Annotated in this window: 25 protein-coding genes; 7 read left to right on the top strand and 18 right to left on the bottom strand. The window is 54.2% G+C overall.

The features are described from left to right. Nucleotides 1-34: 34 nt before the first annotated feature. The 4 genes from CPY64_RS15405 to CPY64_RS15420 all read right to left on the bottom strand — a co-directional run bounded on the left by CPY64_RS15405 (nucleotide 35) and on the right by CPY64_RS15420 (nucleotide 4,150). A complete protein-coding gene (locus tag CPY64_RS15405; protein WP_042486039.1) occupies nucleotides 35-1,129 on the bottom strand; it encodes a DegT/DnrJ/EryC1/StrS family aminotransferase in 1,095 nt (364 codons plus the stop codon). Beyond that, a complete protein-coding gene (wbpD, locus tag CPY64_RS15410; protein ID WP_042486036.1) occupies nucleotides 1,126-1,716 on the bottom strand; it encodes a UDP-2-acetamido-3-amino-2,3-dideoxy-D-glucuronate N-acetyltransferase in 591 nt (196 codons plus the stop codon). The genes CPY64_RS15405 and wbpD overlap by 4 nt, the downstream gene beginning before the upstream one ends. Further along, entirely contained in the window at nucleotides 1,713-2,660 is a 948-nt protein-coding gene (locus CPY64_RS15415) for a Gfo/Idh/MocA family protein (RefSeq protein ID WP_042486033.1), read from the bottom strand. Before CPY64_RS15415 ends, wbpD begins: the two co-directional genes overlap by 4 nt. Before the next feature lie 227 nt (nucleotides 2,661-2,887). Then, on the bottom strand, nucleotides 2,888-4,150 hold the full coding sequence (locus CPY64_RS15420) for an O-antigen ligase family protein (protein ID WP_080723784.1): 1,263 nt from the start codon (nucleotides 4,148-4,150) through the stop codon (nucleotides 2,888-2,890). Nucleotides 4,151-4,532: 382 nt separating this feature from the next. On the opposite strand from CPY64_RS15420, the gene rfbB reads away from it, so the two are divergent. Genes rfbB through rfbD form a run of 4 tightly spaced genes read left to right on the top strand, consistent with a single transcriptional unit; the run spans nucleotide 4,533 to nucleotide 7,990 of the window. Continuing rightward, nucleotides 4,533-5,597: a dTDP-glucose 4,6-dehydratase gene (gene rfbB / locus CPY64_RS15425; RefSeq protein ID WP_042486027.1), complete on the top strand. Its 1,065-nt coding sequence runs from the start codon at nucleotides 4,533-4,535 to the stop codon at nucleotides 5,595-5,597. After that, the gene (gene rfbA / locus CPY64_RS15430; RefSeq protein WP_042486025.1) at nucleotides 5,594-6,460 is read left to right on the top strand and encodes a glucose-1-phosphate thymidylyltransferase RfbA; all 867 of its coding nucleotides are present in this window, start codon (nucleotides 5,594-5,596) and stop codon (nucleotides 6,458-6,460) included. The genes rfbB and rfbA overlap by 4 nt, the downstream gene beginning before the upstream one ends. Nucleotide 6,461: 1 nt before the next feature. Next, complete coding sequence (gene rfbC / locus CPY64_RS15435) at nucleotides 6,462-7,001, top strand: dTDP-4-dehydrorhamnose 3,5-epimerase (RefSeq protein WP_042486023.1); 540 nt, start codon at nucleotides 6,462-6,464, stop codon at nucleotides 6,999-7,001. Then, the gene (gene rfbD / locus CPY64_RS15440) at nucleotides 6,998-7,990 is read left to right on the top strand and encodes a dTDP-4-dehydrorhamnose reductase (protein ID WP_052362963.1); all 993 of its coding nucleotides are present in this window, start codon (nucleotides 6,998-7,000) and stop codon (nucleotides 7,988-7,990) included. The genes rfbC and rfbD overlap by 4 nt, the downstream gene beginning before the upstream one ends. Nucleotides 7,991-8,272: 282 nt before the next feature. Here the strand turns inward: rfbD and CPY64_RS15445 are convergent, their stop codons facing one another. The 10 genes from CPY64_RS15445 to CPY64_RS15490 form a co-directional block, all read right to left on the bottom strand. Continuing rightward, nucleotides 8,273-8,695 (bottom strand): F0F1 ATP synthase subunit epsilon, encoded by a 423-nt coding sequence (locus CPY64_RS15445; protein WP_042486021.1) that lies wholly within the window; start codon nucleotides 8,693-8,695, stop codon nucleotides 8,273-8,275. A gap of 12 nt (nucleotides 8,696-8,707) precedes the next feature. Continuing rightward, nucleotides 8,708-10,129 carry a F0F1 ATP synthase subunit beta gene (atpD, locus tag CPY64_RS15450; protein WP_042486019.1) on the bottom strand — a complete coding sequence of 474 codons (1,422 nt, stop codon included), beginning with the start codon at nucleotides 10,127-10,129 and terminating at the stop codon, nucleotides 8,708-8,710. A gap of 44 nt (nucleotides 10,130-10,173) precedes the next feature. Beyond that, entirely contained in the window at nucleotides 10,174-11,082 is a 909-nt protein-coding gene (atpG, locus tag CPY64_RS15455; RefSeq protein ID WP_035270228.1) for a F0F1 ATP synthase subunit gamma, read from the bottom strand. 94 nt (nucleotides 11,083-11,176) lie between these two features. Continuing rightward, a complete protein-coding gene (gene atpA, locus CPY64_RS15460; protein WP_026483720.1) occupies nucleotides 11,177-12,718 on the bottom strand; it encodes a F0F1 ATP synthase subunit alpha in 1,542 nt (513 codons plus the stop codon). 35 nt (nucleotides 12,719-12,753) lie between these two features. Further along, entirely contained in the window at nucleotides 12,754-13,293 is a 540-nt protein-coding gene (locus CPY64_RS15465; RefSeq protein ID WP_003805005.1) for a F0F1 ATP synthase subunit delta, read from the bottom strand. Nucleotides 13,294-13,307: 14 nt separating this feature from the next. Then, a complete protein-coding gene (locus CPY64_RS15470; protein ID WP_009464119.1) occupies nucleotides 13,308-13,778 on the bottom strand; it encodes a F0F1 ATP synthase subunit B in 471 nt (156 codons plus the stop codon). A gap of 154 nt (nucleotides 13,779-13,932) precedes the next feature. Beyond that, nucleotides 13,933-14,175: a F0F1 ATP synthase subunit C gene (atpE, locus tag CPY64_RS15475; protein ID WP_003805001.1), complete on the bottom strand. Its 243-nt coding sequence runs from the start codon at nucleotides 14,173-14,175 to the stop codon at nucleotides 13,933-13,935. A gap of 104 nt (nucleotides 14,176-14,279) precedes the next feature. Beyond that, nucleotides 14,280-15,161, bottom strand: coding sequence for a F0F1 ATP synthase subunit A (gene atpB, locus CPY64_RS15480; RefSeq protein WP_042486016.1), 882 nt, complete (start codon nucleotides 15,159-15,161; stop codon nucleotides 14,280-14,282). Nucleotides 15,162-15,217: 56 nt separating this feature from the next. After that, nucleotides 15,218-15,703, bottom strand: a complete 486-nt coding sequence (locus tag CPY64_RS15485) for an ATP synthase subunit I (RefSeq protein WP_042486014.1) — start codon at nucleotides 15,701-15,703, stop codon at nucleotides 15,218-15,220. A gap of 282 nt (nucleotides 15,704-15,985) precedes the next feature. Next, on the bottom strand, nucleotides 15,986-16,762 hold the full coding sequence (locus tag CPY64_RS15490; protein WP_035270221.1) for an enoyl-CoA hydratase: 777 nt from the start codon (nucleotides 16,760-16,762) through the stop codon (nucleotides 15,986-15,988). A 34-nt stretch (nucleotides 16,763-16,796) separates the two neighbouring features. On the opposite strand from CPY64_RS15490, the gene CPY64_RS15495 reads away from it, so the two are divergent. Genes CPY64_RS15495 through ttcA form a run of 3 tightly spaced genes read left to right on the top strand, consistent with a single transcriptional unit; the run spans nucleotide 16,797 to nucleotide 20,094 of the window. Continuing rightward, entirely contained in the window at nucleotides 16,797-18,572 is a 1,776-nt protein-coding gene (locus tag CPY64_RS15495; protein WP_042486012.1) for a M61 family metallopeptidase, read from the top strand. A gap of 51 nt (nucleotides 18,573-18,623) precedes the next feature. Beyond that, nucleotides 18,624-18,983, top strand: coding sequence for a dihydroneopterin aldolase (gene folB, locus CPY64_RS15500; RefSeq protein WP_042486010.1), 360 nt, complete (start codon nucleotides 18,624-18,626; stop codon nucleotides 18,981-18,983). 55 nt (nucleotides 18,984-19,038) lie between these two features. Further along, the gene (gene ttcA, locus CPY64_RS15505; protein WP_042486008.1) at nucleotides 19,039-20,094 is read left to right on the top strand and encodes a tRNA 2-thiocytidine(32) synthetase TtcA; all 1,056 of its coding nucleotides are present in this window, start codon (nucleotides 19,039-19,041) and stop codon (nucleotides 20,092-20,094) included. Between the two features lie 160 nt (nucleotides 20,095-20,254). Here ttcA and CPY64_RS15510 read toward each other — a convergent pair whose 3' ends face one another. The 4 genes from CPY64_RS15510 to prfA are packed head-to-tail and all read right to left on the bottom strand — an operon-like array spanning nucleotide 20,255 to nucleotide 23,129. Then, nucleotides 20,255-20,836 carry a UbiX family flavin prenyltransferase gene (locus CPY64_RS15510; RefSeq protein ID WP_080723783.1) on the bottom strand — a complete coding sequence of 194 codons (582 nt, stop codon included), beginning with the start codon at nucleotides 20,834-20,836 and terminating at the stop codon, nucleotides 20,255-20,257. Next, nucleotides 20,833-21,159 carry a Grx4 family monothiol glutaredoxin gene (gene grxD / locus CPY64_RS15515; protein ID WP_003804985.1) on the bottom strand — a complete coding sequence of 109 codons (327 nt, stop codon included), beginning with the start codon at nucleotides 21,157-21,159 and terminating at the stop codon, nucleotides 20,833-20,835. The genes CPY64_RS15510 and grxD overlap by 4 nt, the downstream gene beginning before the upstream one ends. Nucleotides 21,160-21,180: 21 nt before the next feature. After that, nucleotides 21,181-22,047 (bottom strand): peptide chain release factor N(5)-glutamine methyltransferase, encoded by an 867-nt coding sequence (gene prmC / locus CPY64_RS15520; RefSeq protein WP_042486004.1) that lies wholly within the window; start codon nucleotides 22,045-22,047, stop codon nucleotides 21,181-21,183. A gap of 2 nt (nucleotides 22,048-22,049) precedes the next feature. Continuing rightward, entirely contained in the window at nucleotides 22,050-23,129 is a 1,080-nt protein-coding gene (gene prfA / locus CPY64_RS15525; protein ID WP_042486000.1) for a peptide chain release factor 1, read from the bottom strand. Between the last annotated feature and the right edge of the window lie 9 nt (nucleotides 23,130-23,138).

Consider the following 23,138-nt stretch of genomic DNA (forward strand, 5'->3'; position numbering starts at 1 on the left):
TGGCTGCGGAATTAAGCCGCAGCCTTTATCAAGATTAAAGCGGTACGCATGCCTGTAGCGCTTGGACGATGTGATCCATATCGTCATCTTTCAGATAAGGTCCCATTGGCAAACTCAAGACCTCTGTGGCGATCAAATCTCCCACCGGCAATACCGCATCCAGATCCTGAACAGCAGGCTGCCGGTTCAAAGGGATGGGATAGTGCACAGCAGTAGGAACACCGGCTTTTTGCAAGCTGGCCTGCACCTGATCACGTTGTTGAACACGAATGGTGTACTGGGCATACACATGCCGGTTATGTGCTTCAACAAACGGGGTGCTTTCGATGCCAATAGCGTTCAGACTGCTTTGATAGCGCTGCGCAACACGGTCGCGCATTGCCAGCTCTTCTGTCAGAATCGCCAGCTTGGGCAGCAAAATAGCCGCTTGCAAGGTATCCAGGCGACTATTGATACCAATACGTATGTGGTGATAACGACGATCCTGCCCATGACGCGCAATTTGTCGGAGCACGGTTGCCAGACCTTCATCATTGGTAAAGATTGCACCACCATCCCCGTAGCCGCCTAAAGGTTTGCTGGGGAAAAAACTGGTACAGGCGATGGTGCTCAGGTTGCAGGAATAACGCCCTTTATAGGTAGCGCCAAAGCTTTGAGCCGCATCCTCGATAACAGCCAGGCCATGCTTGGAGGCGATGGCATTGATAGTGTCGAAGTCAGGGCATTGACCATACATGGAAACCGGAATAATCGCTTTGGTACGAGGCGTAATGGCAGCCTCCAGCAAAGCCGGATCCAGGTTGTAGGTGCGCGGCTCTACATCTACATATATTGGCTTGGCACCCAGCACAGCGACCGTTTCAGCGGTTGCTACATAGGTAAAGCCCGGGGTGATCACTTCATCGCCTGGCCCCACTCCCAACGCCATCAAGGCAATCTGCAAAGCATCCGTACCATTGGCGCAGCTGATGCAATACTTGGCCTGAACGTAATCGGCCAGCTTCTCTTCCAGCTCTGTCACTTCAGGGCCAAGAATATAACGACCATGCTGCAGAACCCGCGCGATACCCGCATCAATTTCCGATTTGATACGCGCTTGCTGCGCGTGTAGATCCGTAAACTCAATCATTGCTGTTGGACTTCCCGTTTAATCAAACGATCATCGTGCAACTCGTAAATAGCCCCTGAATGCGGGCAGACACACTGTCCAGACCCTTTCAAAGGTAAATCCAGTTGCTCTCCAAACTCACTCATCCAGCCTTTCTGACGCGCAGGCACGCCCAGCATCAAGGCGTAATCCGGGACGTCCCTATTGATCACTGCCCCGGCACCTACAAAGGCAAATTTGCCTATTGTGACGCCACAGACAATAGTGCAATTCGCACCCAATGTCGCTCCGGTACGTACCAAAGTGTCACGATACTGATCTTTGCGCTCAATTAGGGAGCGTGGATTATAGACGTTGGTAAACACCATGCTCGGGCCGCAGAACACACCTTCTTCAAGGGTGACATTGTCATAAACCGAGACATTGTTCTGGATCTTGCAGTTGTCCCCGATCAACACCTTGTTGCCGACAAAGACATTTTGCCCCAACGATACACCCGAGCCGATTTTTGCTCCTGCACAAACATGGACAAAATGCCAGACGCGGGATCCTGACCCGATCTGAGCCCCTTCATCCACAATGGCGGATTCGTGTTTGTAATAGCTCATTTTTTCAGAAAAGGATGGTAGTCGCCCTGCAAAGGGGTGAGATCAGCTGTCCGAATAAACTGAACGGTCGAAATGGCAGTACGGTTCTCTTCCAGACCAAAACCACGACCTGCCAGGATTTCTTCATAGCTACGTGTATGCAGATCGGTAAAACCACCCGAAAACTCGATTTCCTCGCCATCAACGGTGATAGAACGGAAGGTACGCATACCTTTGTCCTGAGCAGACTGAGGAACATCCTCCACGTCAATCGACAGGAACCAGCGCACCCGAGCATTTTCATACTCCAGAAAACCGGCAGCTTTGCTGTCTGTACGTGTATGCACCACGCTTTGCTGCAAATCACCAAAAATAAAATGCAGCATGTCAAAAAAGTGCACGCCAATATTAGTGGCAATACCACCAGACTTTTTCACATCGCCTTTCCAGGACTGGTGATACCAATTACCCCGAGAGGTGATGTAGGTTAAATCCACATCGTATTTGCTCTTTTTGTCTTTATTATTTAAGACCTTTTCCCGCAGTGCAATAATAGCTGGGTGAACACGCAACTGCAAAATTGTATTTACTTTTCTTCCTGTATCACGCTCGATATCCAGCAAACCATCAATGTTCCAGGAATTTAGTACTAGCGGCTTTTCACAAATGGCATCAGCACCAGAGCGTAGTGCGAATCGCATATGCGAATCATGCAGGTAATTAGGCGAGCAGATAGACATATAGTCTACTGCCTCACCCGTTTTTGCGCGGCTGAGCTTATCGATATGGCGATCAAAACGCTCAAACTCGGTAAAAAAATGAGCATCAGGAAAATGGCTGTCAATAATGCCTACCGAGTCATTCGGATCCACAGCTGCAACCAGCACATTACCAGTTGCCTTGATAGCCTGCATGTGACGAGGTGCGATGTATCCACTTGCACCAATAAGAGCAAATTTCTTCATATTTCCTAGTATTTCTTTAAAAATTTAAAAGCTGATTTCTTGACTCTAGCTGAATACAGGCAACCCTACACCTTACCGAAATATTTCTAATATTTTTTTAAATTATGTTTAAAAATATGTCTGCAAAAAATAGAACTGCTTAAATACTGCATTTTCAAAAAACCTGATCCTCACCCAAACCACTTACGCAGCATTAACAATACTCAAGCAAAGCCTATGATTAACACTCAAACATTTTCAGCGACAAGCACAACACGACGGCGTTGATGCACCAACGCCACTAAAACAGCCAACGACAGCAGAAAGAACAACAAAGTATTATTGCGAATCAACATTATTTGCGTTTGCCCATAAATAACGTAACCACCTATCAAGCATAAACCGCCTAATGCATAACTGCGTAAAACAGAATCAGAATGTCGAATAAAAGACAAGAAATACCGTGCTGCACTCAGCATGGCGAGCAATAAAGACAACAAGGCCAACCCGCCATACCAAACCCATACCTCCAGAAAGGTATTATGCGTATTAGCCAAACCAGCAGGTACCGCCCCAATCAAGCCCGCCTGGCTTTTTGCTTTTAAAGCCTGACGAAACTGAACCTCGCCAACACCTAGCACTGGCTGATCTTTGAGAATCTCCCACGTCGCCGCCCAAATAGCAAACCGGGCCCCCAGGGAGCTGGAGCTACTGGAGCCGTGCTCCTGATACTCTGACAGATCTGTATACACCTCCTGAACACGGGTTTGGATCAAGGATGATTGATACGTCAGTAAGCCAGAAACGCTCACCAATAATGCCAAAGCAATGCCACAAACAAGCAGATTGCTGCGACGCACGTAGGCCAGCAAAAAAAAGGCAACGAACAAAGGAATGGCGACCCAACCACCACGGGTTCCGGAATAGTAGGACCCCAACAAACCGCATACCGCGCCTAATGCCAAAAGCGCAAACCAAAGGCGCCGATGAGCATTCTGATTGGCCATCAACCAACACAACGCTACCATCAACAGAACGGCCATACTCAGTGCCAGATTCCCAAATTGAATCGCCCCGGTAAAGCCAAAGGCTTTGAATTCACCAGCTTGCCACATTTTCCATGAGGCTACCGCCAAACCGCTTGCAGCTCCCACCATCAGCCCCGACCACAAAGCTGCTGATTTAGGAGGAAACTTTATCAGGCATAGGGCCAACAGCACCCCAAACCCGAATTTAACGGGGACCTCAAAGCTGCGACCATAAGCGCCATGCCAGAACGTTGCCCCAATACTGATGCCCGCAAAAAGCAGCATCCACATCATTATAGATTTCTCTTGCTTATCCAATGAAACTCCAGACAGGCTGGGCAGTTTCCACAAAGAGAAAAGCGTAAGCGCACCTATCACGTACGAATACATGTCCTTAGTGGATAGCAAGGTGGCATAGAATAGGAACACCAGCGCCGATGTCAAACGGTTGCCTGGGCTTGTTAAAAGAGTGGGAAGAACCATATGCGACGAGCCAAAAAAAACCTAAGCAACAGTACACGCTACTCGTACTAGCCAGCACGATGACAGCTCGCCAATGCCCTGAACCCTCAAGACAGGCTGTCCAGCCAAGCAAATAAAAGCCACGTAACAAATTATAATCACCACAACACAGAATGCAGCGTTCAAAGGTAGCAACTAAACGGGTAACTGGCTGGCGAAAATCAAAGTACGCGCACCCTAGGCAAGCAAGCCATACCCAAGAGCCTAAAAATGCAGACATACTCCACCGATCGGAATGTCTGCTATCTTGCGAGATAAATCCTTAGTTCTATCCTACCCCTGAGGGGTTACCACAACATCACCTTTGTCACTCTTTAGCTCAATCCGCGCTCACAACACAACTATGCGTATCCTTGTGACAGGCGGGGCCGGTTTTATTGGCTCCGCTCTTATCCGTCATCTACTACAAACTAGCGAGCATCACATCTTGAATGTTGACGTGTTGAGCTATGCTGGAAACCTGGATTCACTGACCCAGGAGCAGGGGCATCCGCGCTACTCGTTTAGCCGGACCAATATTTGCAATGCCGCACAACTCACCGCACAACTACAAGAATTCCAGCCGGACACCATCATACACCTGGCAGCAGAGTCACACGTTGACCGCTCCATCGATGGCCCCGCCTCGTTCATCCAGACTAATATCGTTGGCACATACACATTGCTTGAGCAATGTCGCCAATATTGGGAAGGGCTGGAGCCACAACGCAAGCAAGCCTTTCGCTTCCATCATGTGTCTACCGATGAGGTCTACGGTGACTTAGGTAGAACCGATGCACTCTTTACCGAGTCGACTCCCTACAACCCCAGCTCCCCATATTCAGCGAGCAAGGCCAGCTCTGATCATCTGGTGCGAGCTTGGTACCGCAGTTATGGTCTACCCATCGTCATCAGCAATTGCTCGAACAACTACGGTCCATACCAGTTTCCGGAAAAACTCGTCCCGCATATGGTGCTCAGCGCTCTAAAAGGCCAGCCCCTGCCCGTTTACGGAACAGGGGATCAGATACGCGACTGGCTCTATGTTGATGACCACGTCCGTGCTCTCGTTGCCGTCGCAACCCAAGGAAAAATAGGCGACACCTACAATATTGGCGGCAAACAGGAGATGAAAAACTTAGAGGTTGTCCAGGCCATCTGCTCTATTCTTGAGGAGCAACGCCCTGACAAACCAGCCGGACTGGCTCGCTACTCGGACCTGATAACCCTGGTAGAAGATCGCCCAGGCCATGACCAGCGCTACGCGATTGATGCCAGTAAAATAAGGGCGGAACTTGGCTGGCACCCTCAAGAAAGTTTTGAGACGGGTCTGCGCAAGACTGTACTTTGGTACCTTGAAAACACATCCTGGTGGGAACGCATCTTGAACGGTGCCTACCGTCTGGATCGCCTGGGAAAACAAGCTTGAAAGGAATTGTATTGGCAGGTGGCTCGGGCACGCGCCTGCACCCTATCACCATGGGTGTGTCCAAGCACTTGCTCCCTGTCTACGACAAGCCCATGATCTACTACCCCTTATCCGTGCTGATGCTTGCGGATATCAGGGAGATTCTGATCATCTGTACCCCGGAAGATCTGCCCAATTTCCGCAATTTACTGGGGGACGGCTCACGGTTTGGTATTAAGCTATCCTACGCTGAGCAAGCTTCGCCTGACGGCCTGGCCCAAGCTTTTCTGATTGGTGCTGACTTTATCGGCTCGGATTCTGTCTGTCTGATTCTGGGTGACAATATTTTCTACGGCTATGGTTTTAGCCAGATGCTGCGCTCGGCTCGTACCCGCCCTCATGGCGCCACGATTTTTGGCTACCCCGTCAATAATCCCGAAAGCTTTGGCGTAGTCGAAATGGATGCCGCGGGCAAACCAGTATCCATTGAAGAAAAGCCAGCTAAACCCAAATCGAACCTTGCAGTGACAGGGCTATATTTTTACGATAATCGCGTTGTGGATATCGCCCGCCAAGTCACCCCTTCTGCTCGTGGTGAACTGGAAATTACCGACATCAACAATGCCTACCTGCACTTGGATGATCTGCATGTGTCCATCCTCGGGCGAGGCTTTGCCTGGCTGGACTCCGGCACTCACGAGAGCCTGATGGAAGCGGGCTCTTTTATTCGCACCATTGAACATCGTCAGGGTTTGAAAGTTGCCTGCCTGGAAGAAATCGCATTTAACCAAGGCTGGCTATCCCGACAAACCCTGGAAACACAGGCCCTGGCCTTGGAAAAAACAGGCTACGGACAATATTTGGCCCGCTTGCTGCAACTGTAATATGCGCACGCACACCACCCACTTACCTGGCGTTCTGATCATTGAGCCTCGCGTATTCAACGATGAGCGGGGCTTTTTTAAAGAAAGCTTTAATGCGGCACGCTATCAAGCGGTAGCCGGGATAGAAAGCGCCTTTATCCAAGACAATCAGTCCTACTCCAAAGGCTCTGTGCTGCGAGGCCTGCACTTTCAAAAAACCAGACCTCAAGGCAAGCTGATCAGTGTCACGCGGGGAGCCATCTTTGACGTTGTCGTAGACATAGACCCTCGTTCCACCACCTTCGGTCAGTATGTAGGGCTGGAGCTTAGCCAGGACAATCACAGACAGCTTTGGGTCGCCCCGGGATACGCGCACGGTTTTTGTGTTCTAAGCGACGAGGCCGACATCAGCTATAAATGCACGGACTACTATCAGCCGGACGATGAAGGTGGACTCGCTTGGGATTGTCCACGCTTGGCCATCAACTGGCCAATTCAAAACCCTGTACTCTCCGCCAAAGACAGGTCACACCCGGGACTGGAGCAGTTCCTGCTGCCATGACACGCATCTTGATAGCCGGAGGGTACGGACAATTAGGCCAGGCACTCGCTAGCTGCCACAAGCGTCTCAAACCTGCTACACGCGACAAGCACACAACTGACCTTGATCAATTAGCTTCCCAGTCCCCACTGACCGCCTCAACGCAAGCGCTGCAACTGATTCCACTCAGTCACCAGGAGCTTGATATTACGCATGACACCTCGATTGCCCGTGCCTTGGATCACTATCAAGCCGATGTAGTCATCAATGCAGCGGCCTACACAGCAGTCGATAAAGCCGAGTCCGAACCAGAGACAGCGCATCTGATTAACGGTAAAGCCCCAGGCCTACTGGCCGCTGCCTGCGCCGAACGTGGCATAGGGCTGGTACATGTCTCTACAGACTATGTCTTTGATGGCTCAGCCGAGCAGCCTTACCTTGAGGACGCCCCTACCCATCCCCTTAGCGTCTATGGGCAAAGCAAGCTGGCAGGAGAGCAGGCAGCTCTTGCCGCCCTGCCCTCGGCCGTCATTCTGCGCACCAGCCGGGTGTTCAGCCAGTTCGGGAACAACTTCCTGAAAACCATGCTGCGTCTTGGTCAAGAACGCTCTGAATTAAACATTGCGAGAGATCAAATCGGTGGCCCAAGCTATGCGCCACATATTGCTCAGGTTTTGTTGGCACTAGCCGAGAAGCTGGTTGAATCACAGCAGAAAGCAAATGAGCCAGTAGCCCCTTGTGGGATTTACCATTTTGCCGGACAGCCTGATGTTAGCTGGTATGGCTTTGCTCACGAGATTTTTGCCCGGGCACTTAGACTAGGGCTGTTAGCCCAAATACCAAGCCTGACAGCTATCCCCGCCAGCCAATACTCCACGCCAGCCAGAAGGCCGGCGCAGTCGGGACTGTCGCAGACCAAACTGGATGCTTTATTCGGCTCGGCAAACATAGAACGGGACTGGCACCTTGGCATAGAAAAAAGCCTGCTATCGCTGAAAGGCTCACGCTGAGGTTTGTTCCATCGCGCCAAGAATCAGTACCCAATAGCGTCGAAGTAACAGAAGACGACACTACCGTGTGCTACTGGCCTTAGCCGATAACGATGTATCGACTTACCCCTTCAGCCCTTTACCGTGTGCTGAGCTGTGCCATGCTGTCAATCGTTGTGGCGTTGGCGTTGGCGTTGGCGTTGGCGTTGGCAGCAATATGGTATTTCATTGCCGTTTGGACAATCTCAACGCAAAAAAGCCACCCCTAAGGGTGGCTTTTTCACGGATGCTACCGACTTGAGCTTAGTGCTTGCGCGCGTTGCTCAAGCGACGTGCTGCGGCAGCTTGAGCGGCCAGCATGGCCAGCTCGGCTTCCACAACAGCGATATCGGCCTTGTCCTTGGTGTTACGCAGGGCTTCTTCCGCATGCTTGCGGGCTTCCAGCGCCTTTGCTTCATCCAGGTCTTGTGCGCGAATCGCGGTATCCGACAATACAGTGACTTTCCCAGGCTGAACCTCGAGTATGCCGCCAGCGACAAAGATATGCTCTTCGCTGCCATCGTCCATAACGATCTTCAGCGTGCCGGGACGAATCCGCGAGATCAGTGGAGTGTGACCGGGCAAAATACCCAGCTCCCCAGCCTCGCCGGGCAGCGCCACGAACTTTGCCTCACCGGAAAAGATCGATTCTTCGGCACTGACCACGTCAACATGAAGCTTAGCCATGAGTAATCCTTATTACTGAATAGTCTTGGCTTTTTCGAAAGCCTCGTCGATGGAACCGACCATGTAGAAAGCCTGTTCTGGCAGAGCATCACACTCGCCGTCGACGATCATCTTGAAGCCGCGCAGGGTTTCAGCCAGTGGAACGTACTTGCCAGGCGAGCCGGTAAACACTTCTGCCACGTGGAAAGGCTGGGACAGGAAGCGCTGGATCTTACGAGCGCGGGCAACAGCCTGCTTGTCTTCTGGAGACAGCTCGTCCATACCCAGAATGGCGATAATATCGCGCAGTTCCTTGTAGCGCTGCAGCGTTTGCTGAACACCGCGAGCCACTGCGTAGTGCTCTTCACCCACAACTTGTGGATCCAGCTGACGGCTGGTGGAGTCCAGAGGATCCACAGCGGGGTAAATACCCAGAGCAGCAATGTCACGCGACAACACAACGGTGGAGTCCAAGTGCAGGAAGGTCGTAGCAGGCGATGGGTCAGTCAAGTCATCGGCTGGAACGTAAACGGCCTGGATGGACGTAATCGAACCGGTCTTGGTGGAGGTAATACGCTCTTGCAGCTTACCCATTTCCTCGGCCAGCGTAGGCTGGTAACCCACTGCGGAAGGCATACGACCCAGCAGAGCGGACACTTCAGTACCGGCCAGCGTGTAGCGGTAGATGTTGTCCACAAAGAACAGGATGTCACGGCCTTCGTCACGGAACTTCTCGGCCATGGTCAGGCCGGACAGTGCCACACGCAGACGGTTGCCTGGAGGTTCGTTCATCTGACCGAACACCATGGCCACTTTGGACTCGCTCAGGTTGTCCATCTGGATAACGCCAGCATCGGCCATTTCGTGGTAGAAGTCGTTACCTTCACGGGTACGCTCACCCACACCGGCAAACACGGACAGACCGCTGTGTGCCTTGGCGATGTTGTTGATCAGCTCCAGCATGTTCACGGTCTTGCCCACACCGGCACCACCGAACAGACCAACCTTACCACCCTTGGCGAACGGGCAAACCAGGTCAATCACTTTAATACCGGTTTCCAGCAGCTCTACGGAAGGCGACAGTTCGTCGAAAGTAGGAGCAGCCTGGTGAATGGCGCGACGCTCGTCGGACTGGATAGGACCGACTTCGTCGATCGGGCGACCCAGAACGTCCATAATGCGGCCCAGGGTGCCAACACCGACTGGCACGGAGATAGGAGCGCCCGAACCGGCCACTTCCATACCGCGGCGCAGGCCGTCGCTGGAACCCATGGCGATGGTGCGAACTACACCGTCACCCAATTGTTGCTGTACTTCAAAAGTCAGGCCTTTTTCTGCGAAAGCCGAACTTTCGTCAACGAGAGTCAATGCTTCGTAGACTTTAGGGATGCTGTCGCGGGGGAACTGAATATCCACCACGGCGCCGATGCACTGAACGATGGTACCGTTGCTCATGTTGAGTCCTTGCAATATAACTTTGATGGTGTGCCTTGCCGTGATTACACAGCGGCGGCACCCCCCACGATTTCAGAGATTTCTTTCGTAATCGCTGCCTGGCGGGTCTTGTTATAGACCAGCTGAAGATCACCGATAACGGTCTTGGCGTTGTCCGAAGCGGCTTTCATGGCCACCATACGGGCAGACTGCTCAGAGGCCATGTTCTCGGCAACGGCCTGATACACCAGACCCTCTACGTAACGCAGCAACAAATCGTCAATAACCGACTTGGCATCGGGTTCGTAGATGTAATCCCAACCGTATTCGGAAGAGTTAGCGCTTTCTTGAGCGACTACCTGATCACCAGCCTGGAAAGGATCTTTCAGACCGGAAGGCAGAGGCAGCAAGCGAATAAATGTTGGGTCCTGCTTCATCGTATTGACAAAGCGGCTGGTCGCCAGATAAACAGCATCAATGCGGCCTTCCACGAAGTCGTCGATCTGCACCTTGATGGCGCCAATCAGACGTTCCAGGTTAGGCGCATCGCCCAAACCCACTTCCTGAGAAACCAGATTGGCACCAACACGCGCCAAGGTTCCAGCAGCCTTACCACCCAGAGCCGTTGTCTGAACTTTAATACCTTTGTCTTCAAACTCGCGAACACGCGCAAGCACCAGACGCAGAATATTGGTGTTCAGGCCGCCACACAGACCTTTGTCCGTGCTGACAACCACGATACCTACCGATTTGACTTCGGCGGGCTCAACCATGTAGGGGTGAGTGTAGTCGGGGTGCGCCTGCATCAGATGCGAAGCAATCTCGCGCACCTTGTCTGCATAGGGACGGCCAGCACGCATCCGCTCTTGCGCCTTGCGCATCTTGGATGCCGCCACCATCTCCATGGCTTTGGTGATCTTGGACGTGTTTTGCACGCTCTTGATCTTAGTACGAATTTCCTTGATTCCGGCCATCACACTTTCCTGTAAGGGCATTATCGGGAGCCTGACTAGGCTGTCGACTCCCGCTAATCATGACGCCGGGGTTTCCGGCGCCTGCCAACAATGATTAGAAAGCGCCGTGCTTTTTGAAGTCCTGGATGGCTGCAACCAACTCAGCCTCGTCTTCTTTAACCAGTTCCTTCTTGCTTTCGATACGCTCAACCAGAGCAGCGAACTTGCTGCGCAGGTGATCTTTCAGGCCTTTCTCGAAAGGCAGAACCTGAGCGACTTCCAGATCGTCGAAGTAACCGTTGTTCACAGCGTACAGGCTCACGGCCAGTTCCCACACAGCCAGAGGCTGATACTGGGGCTGCTTGAGCAGTTCGACCACGCGCTTACCACGTTCCAGCTGGCGACGGGTTGCGTCATCCAGGTCGGAAGCGAACTGAGCAAACGCGGCCAATTCACGGTACTGAGCCAAGTCGGTACGAATACCGCCGGACAGCTTCTTGATGACCTTGGTTTGAGCAGCGCCACCCACGCGGGACACCGAAATACCGGCGTTAATAGCGGGACGAACACCAGCGTTGAACAGGTCGGACTCCAGGAAGATCTGACCGTCAGTAATCGAAATCACGTTGGTTGGAACGAAAGCGGAAACGTCACCGGCTTGCGTTTCAATGATAGGCAGTGCGGTCAACGAACCGGTCTTGCCCTTCACTTCACCGTTAGTGAATTTTTCCACGTACTCGGCGTTCACACGAGCAGCGCGCTCGAGCAGACGAGAGTGCAGGTAGAACACGTCACCAGGGTAGGCTTCACGGCCTGGTGGGCGACGCAGCAACAGGGATACTTGACGGTAGGCCCAAGCTTGCTTGGTCAAGTCGTCATAAATGATCAGGGCGTCTTCGCCACGATCACGGAAGTATTCACCCATGGTGCAACCGGAGTAAGGAGCCAGGTATTGCATGGCGGCGGACTCGGAAGCCGAGGCGGCCACAACAATCGTGTACTCCAGAGCACCGTGCTCTTCGAGCTTGCGCACCACGTTGTTGATCGTGGAGGCCTTTTGGCCCACGGCAACGTAGATACATTTAACGCCATTGCCTTTTTGAGCAATGATGGTGTCCACAGCCACGGCAGTTTTACCGGTCTGACGGTCACCAATGATCAGTTCGCGCTGACCACGGCCGATTGGCACCATGGAGTCCACGGCTTTCGTGCCGGTCTGCATGGGCTGGGAGACGGACTCACGGGCGATAACGCCAGGAGCCACTTTCTCGATGACGTCAGTCATCTTGGCGTTGATCGGGCCCTTGCCGTCGATAGGCATACCCAGAGTATCAACCACACGACCCAGCAGTTCGGGGCCAACGGGCACTTCCAGAATGCGGCCAGTTGTTTTAACTGCGTCGCCTTCGGAAACACCTGTGTATTCACCCAGAATCACGGCGCCGACAGAGTCGCGCTCGAGGTTAAGGGCCAGACCGAACGTGTTGTTCGGAAATTCGAGCATTTCGCCCTGCATCACATCGGACAAACCGTGGATGCGCGTAATACCGTCGGTCACGGATACGACCGTACCTTGTGTACGAACGTCAGTCGACGCACCCAGGCCTTCGATGCGGCTCTTGAGCAGTTCGCTGATCTCGGACGGATTAAGTTGCATGTTCAGACTCCTGAAATCCTGTTTACTGACTCGCGCTATGCGGTCAGCGTATCGCGCATGCTGGCCAGCCGGGCCTGCACGGAAGTGTCGAGCACCTGGTCACCAACAATCACCCGAATACCGCCGATAAGGTCAGCGTCGACGGTCACAGTCGGTTTTAGCTTCAGGCCAAACTTTTTCTCCAGCCCAGCGGTCAGCTCAGCAACCTGAGCCTCAGCCATCGGGAAAGCACTGATAATTTGTGCCTGCGCCGTGCCTTCGAGTTGGTGTTTCAATAGATCAAACTGTTCTGCAATCTGTGGCAACAGCAAGATGCGCTGGTTATCCACCAACAATTGAAGAAAGTTGCGAGCCTTTTCGGTGACCTGTGACTTAACCAGGCCCGTAAAGAGTTCGAGTCGCTGCCCGTTATTCAGGCGCGGATCGTTCAGTGCCTCGCGCACATCGTGGAGACCGGCCACCTGAGCCATTTCGGACAACAGGGCCGACCACGATTCGAGGCCCTGGCTGTCGTCGCGCACGGCGGCGAACAGGGCTTCGGCGTAAGGTCTGGCAATAGTCGATAGTTCAGCCATGGCCTGCCTTGATGTTAAAGTTCTGCCTTGAGCTGCTCGAGCAGCTGGGCGTGCGCATTCGCGTCAACTTCGCGTCGCAAGATTTGCTCGGCACCCTTGACAGCCAAGGCAGCCACTTCGCTACGCAGACCTTCACGTACGCGTTGCACTTCCTGGTTAGCGTCTTGCTGGGCCTGCGCAATAATGCGGGCTTTTTCGGCTTCGGCTTCACGACGAGCTTGCTCCAAAAGAGCAGTCGCTTGTTTTTCAGCGTCGACAATGCGTTGATGGTTTTCGGACTTGGCCGAAGCGTCCATCAAGCTGATACGCGCTTGGGCCTGTGCCAGATCGGCCTTGCCTTTATCGGCAGCAGCCAAACCATCAGCGATTTTCTGACGACGATCATCGATTGCTTTCGTCAGTGGCGGCCATACGAATTTCATCGTAAACCAGGCCAAAACGAAAAACACGATCATCTGAAAAAAGAGAGTCGCGTTTAAATTCACGGTCGTATCCCTTCAATACCACGTGTGTAGGATGCGGTATGCGTCCTGACACATGTATGTTCAAGTCGACAAGCGGTGCATGATCAAACCGAGCAACACACCGCTAACGACGACTGCCTGCCCGTCTGCCAAAAGCGGCAACGGACTCGCCTTCTTACCCAACGAATGGGTTGGCGAATGCAAACAACATGGCGATACCGACACCGATCAGGAAAGCAGCATCGATCAGACCGGCCAACAGGAACATCTTGGTTTGCAGAGCGTTCATCAGTTCTGGCTGACGAGCGGATGCTTCCAGATATTTACCACCCATCAGGGCGATACCAATGCAAGCGCCAAATGCGCCCAGACCGATGATGATACCGCAAGCAAGAGCAACGAAAGCTACGTTGGTCATGACAACTCCTTGGTTAAAAATCAGGTGTAATTCAAAAAAATCAAAGCGTTAGCAAGCTAAGCCTGCTCCCCCCAACCAGACACCATTGTCCAGTCGGAATCGGATTAATGGCCTTCGTGTGCTTGTCCGATATAGACAAGGGTGAGCATCATGAAGATGAACGCCTGGAGCAACACAATCAGAATGTGGAAGATTGCCCACACAGAACCGGCCAGAATGTGACCGATACCCAGTCCCAGGCTGGCGCCATTAAACCCTGTCCATGCGCCACCCAGCAGAGCGATCAACATGAAAACCAGTTCACCGGCAAACATATTGCCGAACAACCGCATGCCCAAAGACACAGACTTGGCCGCATATTCGATGCAGTTCAGCAAAAAGTTGAAAGGTGCGAGCACAACAGCCATCAGGCCGGTCGCGGTGAACGGTGCAGTAAACAGCTCTTTGACAAAGCCGCCGGGGTGCTTGATCTTGATGCCGTAGTAGAACATCAGCAGCAGCACGCCCATGGACATGCCCATTGGCACGTTCAAGTCAGCGGTAGGCAAAATACGGTGGTAGTACAGAGGGTCGCCATGCTCGGAGGCCAGACCGGTCTGAATGAAAATCCAGCCCAAACCATCAACGGGCAGCAAGTCCAGCACGTTCATCATGATGATCCACAGGAACACGGTCAGCGCCAGGGGCGAGACAAATTTCCGGGACTCGGCATTAGGAACAATGGATTTGGCCTGGTCTTCAACCCAATCGACCAGCATTTCTACAAAAGACTGCAAGCGGCCTGGTACACCGGCTGTTGCGGCCGAGGCGGCGCGCCACAGAAAGAAAACCACAACCAGACCCATCAGCAGGGACCAGAACATGGAGTCGTAGTTAATGACACCGAAGTTGGCCAGAACATCCTGTTTTTCACCCAAGTTGTTCAAGTGAACCAAGTGATGCTGGATGTACCCTGACTGAGGCGAAATATCACTAGCAGCAGCCATCTGTATTTACCCTGTGATGTATACGTTATGGGACAAGCCCGTGAAACAAAAATTCGTTATGGCAGCTTGCGGAAAAACAGCAGCAGCACATATCCCTTCAAGACACATAGCAGGCCAAAGAGCAAGGCAGGCCAAACTAACCAGCCTGTGTTTGCCATGGCAGCCGTTGCCAGTGTCAATACTGCAAAACCGAGCTTGAATGCTTCCCCCCAGAAGAAGGAAAGCGCTCCGGCGTTGCCGCCGCCCATCAAACCCAGCAAAAGACGCAATGCGAACAATGCGTTAGGCACAAAATAAGCAGCCGCACCAATAAGTGCCGAGGCTGCTGCATATGCGCCGGAAATCCATGCCGACAGGCCAATCGCCAACAGACCCATAAAAGCCTGGGCAACAAGTGCGCGCACAATTCCTTGCCCTGCCCGGCGAGCCATGCGGCTACGTTGCTCGGGCGTAAGTACTACGGGTTCAGGAAATGGTGCTTTGTCCCCTGCTGCCTGCACCTTGACTGTGGTGCCTGTCTGCTGATAAATCGGCTGATTCATAGTAGGAAACAATCAGATAACGTTGTGTGGGTGGATGTACTGCAAAGGCCTGAGCCAATCCATCCGCGCAATATTATCGGCCCCTTTCAAAAGCCGGTGTCGTCAAACCCATAAAGTATAGCGTCTTTTTTTTGTTGTAAGCAAACTCAGCCTTGCTTGTTTGATACTTAATGCAAGGCTGATATACGCAATCTCAATGGCATCAAGGGGTAAGCTTATTTTGTAACATTGCAGTGCAGCAATTTTACAACACACCCCCTGTTTTATCAGCGATTGAGAAACTTAGCGGTGCTTGAACTCGGGCTTGCGCTTCTCGACAAAAGCACGCATGCCTTCCTTCTGATCGTCAGTGGCAAACAAGCCATGGAAGTTACGACGCTCGAACAGCAAACCTTCTTCCAGCGACGATTCAAAAGCACGGTTCACACACTCTTTGGCCATCAGGACCGAGGGCAAGGACATGCTGGAAATAACCGTTGCGGCTTCCAGCGCCTCTTCAATCAGCTTGTCGGCAGGCACCACACGCGACACCAGACCGGAGCGCTCGGCCTCTTCGGCATTCATCATGCGCGAAGTCAGGATCAGATCCATGGCCTTGGCCTTGCCCACGGCACGGGGCAGACGCTGCGTACCACCAAAACCGGGAATCACGCCCAGCTTGATTTCTGGCTGACCAAAACGAGCGGAGTCTGCGGCAATGATGAAGTCACACAACATGGCCAGTTCGCAGCCTCCACCCAAGGCGTAGCCAGCGACGGCGGCAATGATGGGCTTGCGGAAACGGCGCAGTTCTTCCCACTGGCCACCCAGATAGTCCTGGGAGCTGACATCGTGGTAAGTCCAGTCTTTCATGGCGCCAATGTCGGCACCGGCCGCAAAGGCTTTTTCATTACCGGTCAGCACGATACAACCGATTTCGTTGTCGGCATCGTATTTCTTTAACAGGGCATACAACTCGGCGATCAGCTCGTTATTGAGCGCATTCAAAGCCTTGGGCCGATTTAATGTCAATAAAGCAACACGACCATGCACCTCTGCTTTGACTAAGGGTTCGTTCATGCTGACTCCCAGAAAAATTAAATAGAATAGGGGAATGGAACCTACACCCGTACTTTACCGTGCCGAGCCGACAGATCTCGCCGGCCACCGTCTGACTGTCCAGATACAGATCACTTCCCCCCAAACAGATGGCCAGATCTTGAGCCTTCCGGCCTGGATCCCTGGCAGCTACCTGATCCGCGACTTCTCGCGTCAGATCGAAAGCATAGCGGCCTTCTCTGGCGAAAAGCCGGTTTCCATCCGCAAGCTGGACAATCATCGCTGGCAGTGCGAACCCTGCGAGGGCCCCTTGAGCGTGCAATACCAGGTCTACGCCTGGGACCTGTCCGTACGAGGCGCACATATTGATCAGACCCACGCTTTCTTTAATGGCACCAGCGCCCTGCTGGCCGTTGAGGGCCAGACTGAACAGCCGTGCCTGCTGGAACTGGTGTCCAACGAGGACATGGAAGATTGGCAGGTCTACACCAGCCTGCCCGAGGCCAGCGGCATGCCAGGCGCGGCAGAACGCTATGGTTTTGGCCTGTACCGCGCCAGCAATTACGACGAGCTGATCGACCACCCTATTGAGATGGGCACTCCCCAGGTCATCAGCTTCTTTGCTCACGGCGCTGAGCACGAACTGGTCTTTACTGGCGTCATCCCCAATCTGGACTTGCCGCGCATCGCCCGTGATGTAGAGAAAATCTGCGCCGAACAAATCGCCTTTTTTGAGCCTGAAACCTGCCGTGCCCCCTTCCTGGATGGCAGTTCGCGCTATGTATTCATGACCATGGTGACCGATGACGGTTACGGCGGTCTGGAACATCGTGCCTCGACCGCCCTGATGGCGTCGCGCCGCGACCTGCCCACCCAAGGTCAGGACAAATCGGTGAAAAGCGCGGGCTACCAGACCTTTTTGGGCCTGGTCAGCCATGAGTACTTCCATACCTGGAACGTCAAACGGATCAAACCCGCCGTCTTCGCACCCTACGACCTGAGCCGTGAAAACCACACCCGCTTGCTATGGGTGTTTGAAGGCTTCACCTCGTACTACGACGATTTGATGCTGCTGCGCTCGGGCGTGCTGAGCGAAGCCGACTACCTGAAGCTGCTGGCCAAGAACATCAATGCCGTTGAACGTGGCCCCGGGCGCTTCAAGCAGTCCGCCGCACAAAGCTCTTTTGACGCCTGGACGCGCTATTACAAGCAGGACGAGAACTCCCCCAACGCACTGGTCAGCTATTACAGCAAGGGCGCACTGATCGCCCTGGGCCTGGACCTTCGCATTCGCAGCCACACCCAGCAAGCCAAGAGTCTGGACGATGTGATGCTGCTGATGTGGGAGCGCTATGGTCGTGACTTCTATCAAGGCAAGCCAGAAGGCATTCCTGAAAATGCCATGCCTGCCCTGATTCTGGAAGCCACCGGCTACGACGCCACGGATTTCATTGCTCGCTACGTTGAAGGCTGCGAGGACCTGCCCTTGAAACCCTGGCTGGCCGAACAAGGCTTGAAGCTGGAATGGCAAGCCTCCTCCAAGCTGCCCAGCCTGAACGCCCGCTTGCGCCAAAGCGCAGGCCAATGTCATCTGGCCACCGTGTTCACCGATGGTGCAGCGCATCAAGCAGGCCTGTCTGCGGGTGACGCTCTGGTCGCGATTGACGGCTTGCGTGTCAGCGACACCGCCAGCCTGGAGCGCCTGCTGGCTGCGTACGAGCCCGGCCAGACCGTTCAGGTCCACGCCTTCCGCCGCGATGAACTACACTGCTTCACGCTGCAACTGGCCCGCCCTGCCCTGGACGAATGCCTCCTGAGCCGCCAGCCCTGATTGACTTCACAGACCCGCCCCACCCGGCGGGTCTGCTACTTTGTTTTTGCCATGACGACACGCCGTATATTTATCAACAATCTGGTGGTGCAAGCCTCTATCGGTATGCTGGACCACGAGCTGGTTCACCGCCAGCCCCTGCATATTGATGCCGAATTCGACACCACCATTACGCAGGATGTTCAGGACGAGGACATCGGGACCGTGCTGGACTACCGTCAGCTGCGCGAGGCGCTGATTGAAGCCAGCACCATCGAGCACACCAATCTGCTGGAAACGCTGGTGGAACGCCTGGCTGATCGCATCCAGAATGATTTCCCGACCGTGGAACGCGTTAAAATCCGGGCCAGCAAACCCGAGGCCTTTGCCGACTGTGATGCCGTCGGCATCGAGATCGAACGCAGCCGCTAAAGCCCCGCCCCGCTTCCTGCCGGGGCCACGATGACACTTCTATCCGCTTTTCCTTATGTCCCAAGACACCAGCACTCTACCCACCTCCGAAACCGATACTCCCGTGTTTGCCAGCAAGGCTGAACGCAAGCAGCGCGTCAACGACAACAAGCTGAGCAAACGCATCATGCGTGAAGTGGGCCGCGCTATCGGGGACTTCAACATGATCGAGGAAGGCGACAAGATCATGGTCTGCCTGTCCGGCGGCAAGGATTCCTACGGCCTGCTGGACGTGCTGATGACCTTGCAAAAGCGCGCGCCAATCAAGTTCGACATTGTGGCCGTGAACCTGGACCAAAAGCAGCCCGGTTTCCCTGACCACATCCTGCCCGAGTATCTGGAAAAGCTGGGCGTGCCCTATCACATCGAAACTCAGGACACGTACTCGGTAGTGACGCGCGTGATTGCCGAAGGCAAGACCATGTGCTCTCTGTGCTCGCGCCTGCGTCGCGGGATCCTGTACCGTGTCGCCAAGGAGCTGGGTGCCACCAAGATCGCCCTGGGCCACCACCGTGACGACATTCTGGCGACCTTCTTCCTGAATCTGTTTTACGGTGGCCGCATGAAAGGCATGCCGCCCAAGCTGATGTCGGATAACGGCGAACATATTGTGATCCGCCCTCTGGCCTACGTGCCCGAGAAGGACCTGATCGCCTACGCCAAGCTGAAAGAATTCCCCATCATCCCCTGTAACCTGTGCGGCTCGCAGGAAAACCTGAAGCGCCAGGAAATCAACCGCATGATTGCGGACTGGGACAAGAAATTCCCGCACCGTTCCTGGAACGTGTTTGGCGCCCTGACCCGCGTCGTGCCTTCGCACCTGATGGACCCCAAGCTGCATAACTTTGCAGATCTGAAGGTGACAGGACAGGCGGACCCGGAAGGTGATAAAGGCTTTGATCAGGATTATTTTGATGATCACCTGCCCGAGAGCTTGCTGGCCGCAGGCTTTGAGGAAGATCACGACGAAGCTACTCCGGGCGTGCGTCAGGATGCCTTCACGCCAGCTCAGCCTGCCGCTTCTGGTGAACAGCAGATTGTGTTCATGAGCAAAAGGCGCTCCGGCCAATAAAGCGATTGGTCTGCAACTTAGCGTAGCGCTTGTCGTCAGCAAGTACACCAGCGACAGACAATAAAAAGCCCCGATATAAATCACCATCATCTGGAATAAGACCCAGGTTTTGGAGATGTATATCGGGGCTTTTTTGCACCCACCGAATGGCTATCAGGTCTTAGTTCGGCTTTTGCGAACCATCCCAGCGCTCACCGGGCACCTGAATATCAAACAGTTCCAGCACCCGCATCACCGTATGATCGACAATATCGTCGATGCTGTTGGGACGCAGGTAAAACGCGGGCATAGGCGGGAAGATAATCCCGCCCATTTCCGTCACGGCCGTCATATTACGCAAATGCGCCAGATTGAATGGCGTTTCACGCACCATCATCACCAGACGGCGACGCTCCTTCAAGGTAACGTCGGCCGCCCGGGTAATCAGGTTGTCGGACAAGCCATGCGCCACAGCGGCCAGGGTGCGCATCGAACAGGGCACAATCACCATGCCGGCGGTAGGAAAACTGCCACTGGCCAAGGTTGCGCCCACATCGCGGAAGCTGTGCACCTGATCGGCCAAAGCCTGGATCTCGTGCCTGCCGATATCCAGCTCATATTTGATGTTCAGCACCCCGGAAGGCGAGATCACCAAATGGGTTTCCACATCCGGACAGGACTGCAGCACTTGCAGCAGACGCACGGTGTAGACCGCACCTGTGGCCCCGGTCATACCTATGACCAGGCGTCGCTTGGTGCTCACTCCAGAGCCCCAGCCTCGCGCAGCATGGTTTCCAGTTCGCCGTTTTCGTACATTTCGGACACGATGTCCGAACCGCCGACGAATTCGCCCTTGATGTACAGCTGAGGGATGGTGGGCCAGTTGGAGAAGTCCTTGATGCCCTGACGCACTTCGGCGTCGTCCAGCACGTTGACCACAACCACTTGGCTCAGGCCAACAGCGCGCAGGATCTGCACGGTGCGTGCGGAGAAACCGCACTGAGGAGCTTGAGCTGTGCCCTTCATAAACAGCACAACTGGGTTTTCCGTTACGGTTTCGCGGATGAAATCTTGAACTTCACTCATGATGTTCTCTTAAGAAAAGAATTAACACTGTCCACCTGTGACCCGCCGGATTCCTGCCAGATCCTCGTAACTGATGACCTGTTTGAACCCTGCCTGCCGCAGCATATTTTGCACATGGTCGGCCTGATCCCAGCCGTGCTCCATGAGAAGACTCGCACCAGGACGTAGATACGGCCCGGCTCCCTGAACTATTGTACGCAAATCCGTCAAGCCGTCAGAACCATCTGTCAGCGCCTGACGCGGCTCAAAGCGCACATCGCCCTGGCCCAGATGTTCGTCATCCACTGCAATGTATGGTGGGTTGGACACGATCAGGTCAAAAGGTTCCTGGCCTGCCACGGCATCGTACCAACTCCCCAGGCAAAACTCGACTTTCCCACACAAACGCTGAGCATTTAAGCCCGCCTGCGCCAATACCAGCGTGCTGATATCGCTGGCGACCACATGGGCATCAGGACGTGCCAGCGCCAGTGAAACCGCAATGGCGCCACTGCCACAGCCCATATCCAGAATGCGGGGAGAGGGAATGTTCTGCACGCGCTCCAGCGCACGTTCAACCAGGGTTTCCGTATCGGGGCGCGGAATCAGCACCGAGGGCGACACCAGAAACTCATGGCCCATAAATTCACGTACGCCCACGATATAAGCCATGGGCTCACCCGCTACGCGGCGGGCCTCCAGGGCTTGATAGGCTTGGATCTTGTCCAGCGGCAACTCGTCCGTGTCGTGCGCAATCAGCCAGGAACGACCGACGCCCAGTACCTGCATCCACAGCATGTCACGCTCCAGGCGCGGCAAAGGGCTTAGCGGCTGCAAGGCTCGCAAGGTACGGGGAGAATAGGCAGGCGTGGCCGTTTGGGGCGCAGCCTGCTCACCGGATAGGCTCATGCTCACGCCTGCGCCAGATCAGCCAGCAAACCGGCCTGATGCTCGGACAGCAAGGCCTTGATCAGCTCGTCCAGATCGCCATCCATGATGTAACCCAGCTTGTACAAGGTCAGGTTGATGCGGTGATCCGTCATGCGGCCTTGCGGGAAGTTGTAGGTGCGGATGCGTTCGGAGCGGTCACCCGTACCGACCAGGCTTTTACGCTCGGCGGCTTCTTTGTCGGATTGCTCACGCTGCTGCTTGTCTTTCAAACGCGCGGCCAGCACCTGCAAGGCTTTTTCACGGTTGCGGTGTTGGGAACGGTCATCCTGACACTCCACCACCAGACCCGTAGGCAAGTGGGTCAAACGCACAGCCGAGTCCGTCTTGTTCACGTGCTGACCACCGGCACCACTGGCGCGGAAGGTGTCCACACGCAAATCAGCGGGGTTGATGGTGATTTCAGCCAGGCCTTCAGCTTCAGGCAAGACCGCTACCGTACACGTAGAGGTATGAATGCGGCCCTGGGCTTCGGTTTCGGGCACGCGCTGCACACGGTGCGCACCAGATTCGAACTTCAGACGTCCGTACACATCCTGGCCTTCAATTCGGACGATCACTTCCTTGTAACCACCCACTTCCGAATCGCTGGCAGACATGATCTCCGTACGCCAGCCGCAGTTTTCGGCATAGCGCATGTACATGCGCAACAAATCCCCGGCGAACAGGGCACTTTCATCACCACCAGCACCGGCGCGAATTTCAATGAACACGTTACGGGTGTCGTCCGGATCCCGCGGCAGGAGCAGGATTTGCAGTTCATCTTCCAGTTGAGCGATACGTTCCTTGCCCAACTTGTATTCTTCCTCGCCCATTTCCTTCAATTCAGGGTCGGACATCATGTCCTGGGCCGCCTGCAAATCGCCCTCGGCCGCTTCATAGCTCTTGAAAGCCGTAACGACAGGGTCCAGCTCGGCACGCTCGCGCGACAGTTTGCGAAATTCATCCATATTGCCGGCAATTTCGGGCTCGGCAAGCATGGCATCAACTTCATGCAGACGGCGAGACAATTGCTCAAGCCGACTGCGCATAGAGTCTTTCATAGGGAACAG

The organism is Alcaligenes faecalis, from assembly GCF_002443155.1.
In the GTDB taxonomy this organism is placed as follows: domain Bacteria; phylum Pseudomonadota; class Gammaproteobacteria; order Burkholderiales; family Burkholderiaceae_B; genus Alcaligenes; species Alcaligenes faecalis.

Coding starts and splice junctions, on each gene's coding strand:
- folB (WP_042486010.1), top strand. CDS start 18,624: ATGACGACACGCCGTATATTTATCAACAATCTGGTGGTGCAAGCCTCT.
- CPY64_RS15490 (WP_035270221.1), bottom strand. CDS start 16,762: ATGAACGAACCCTTAGTCAAAGCAGAGGTGCATGGTCGTGTTGCTTTA.
- CPY64_RS15445 (WP_042486021.1), bottom strand. CDS start 8,695: ATGGCTAAGCTTCATGTTGACGTGGTCAGTGCCGAAGAATCGATCTTT.
- CPY64_RS15465 (WP_003805005.1), bottom strand. CDS start 13,293: ATGGCTGAACTATCGACTATTGCCAGACCTTACGCCGAAGCCCTGTTC.
- atpA (WP_026483720.1), bottom strand. CDS start 12,718: ATGCAACTTAATCCGTCCGAGATCAGCGAACTGCTCAAGAGCCGCATC.
- atpE (WP_003805001.1), bottom strand. CDS start 14,175: ATGACCAACGTAGCTTTCGTTGCTCTTGCTTGCGGTATCATCATCGGT.
- rfbD (WP_052362963.1), top strand. CDS start 6,998: ATGACACGCATCTTGATAGCCGGAGGGTACGGACAATTAGGCCAGGCA.
- wbpD (WP_042486036.1), bottom strand. CDS start 1,716: ATGAGCTATTACAAACACGAATCCGCCATTGTGGATGAAGGGGCTCAG.
- rfbB (WP_042486027.1), top strand. CDS start 4,533: ATGCGTATCCTTGTGACAGGCGGGGCCGGTTTTATTGGCTCCGCTCTT.
- CPY64_RS15405 (WP_042486039.1), bottom strand. CDS start 1,129: ATGATTGAGTTTACGGATCTACACGCGCAGCAAGCGCGTATCAAATCG.
- prfA (WP_042486000.1), bottom strand. CDS start 23,129: ATGAAAGACTCTATGCGCAGTCGGCTTGAGCAATTGTCTCGCCGTCTG.
- CPY64_RS15485 (WP_042486014.1), bottom strand. CDS start 15,703: ATGAATCAGCCGATTTATCAGCAGACAGGCACCACAGTCAAGGTGCAG.
- CPY64_RS15495 (WP_042486012.1), top strand. CDS start 16,797: ATGGAACCTACACCCGTACTTTACCGTGCCGAGCCGACAGATCTCGCC.
- rfbC (WP_042486023.1), top strand. CDS start 6,462: ATGCGCACGCACACCACCCACTTACCTGGCGTTCTGATCATTGAGCCT.
- prmC (WP_042486004.1), bottom strand. CDS start 22,047: ATGAGCCTATCCGGTGAGCAGGCTGCGCCCCAAACGGCCACGCCTGCC.
- atpB (WP_042486016.1), bottom strand. CDS start 15,161: ATGGCTGCTGCTAGTGATATTTCGCCTCAGTCAGGGTACATCCAGCAT.
- ttcA (WP_042486008.1), top strand. CDS start 19,039: ATGTCCCAAGACACCAGCACTCTACCCACCTCCGAAACCGATACTCCC.
- CPY64_RS15420 (WP_080723784.1), bottom strand. CDS start 4,150: ATGGTTCTTCCCACTCTTTTAACAAGCCCAGGCAACCGTTTGACATCG.
- CPY64_RS15415 (WP_042486033.1), bottom strand. CDS start 2,660: ATGAAGAAATTTGCTCTTATTGGTGCAAGTGGATACATCGCACCTCGT.
- atpG (WP_035270228.1), bottom strand. CDS start 11,082: ATGGCCGGAATCAAGGAAATTCGTACTAAGATCAAGAGCGTGCAAAAC.
- grxD (WP_003804985.1), bottom strand. CDS start 21,159: ATGAGTGAAGTTCAAGATTTCATCCGCGAAACCGTAACGGAAAACCCA.
- atpD (WP_042486019.1), bottom strand. CDS start 10,129: ATGAGCAACGGTACCATCGTTCAGTGCATCGGCGCCGTGGTGGATATT.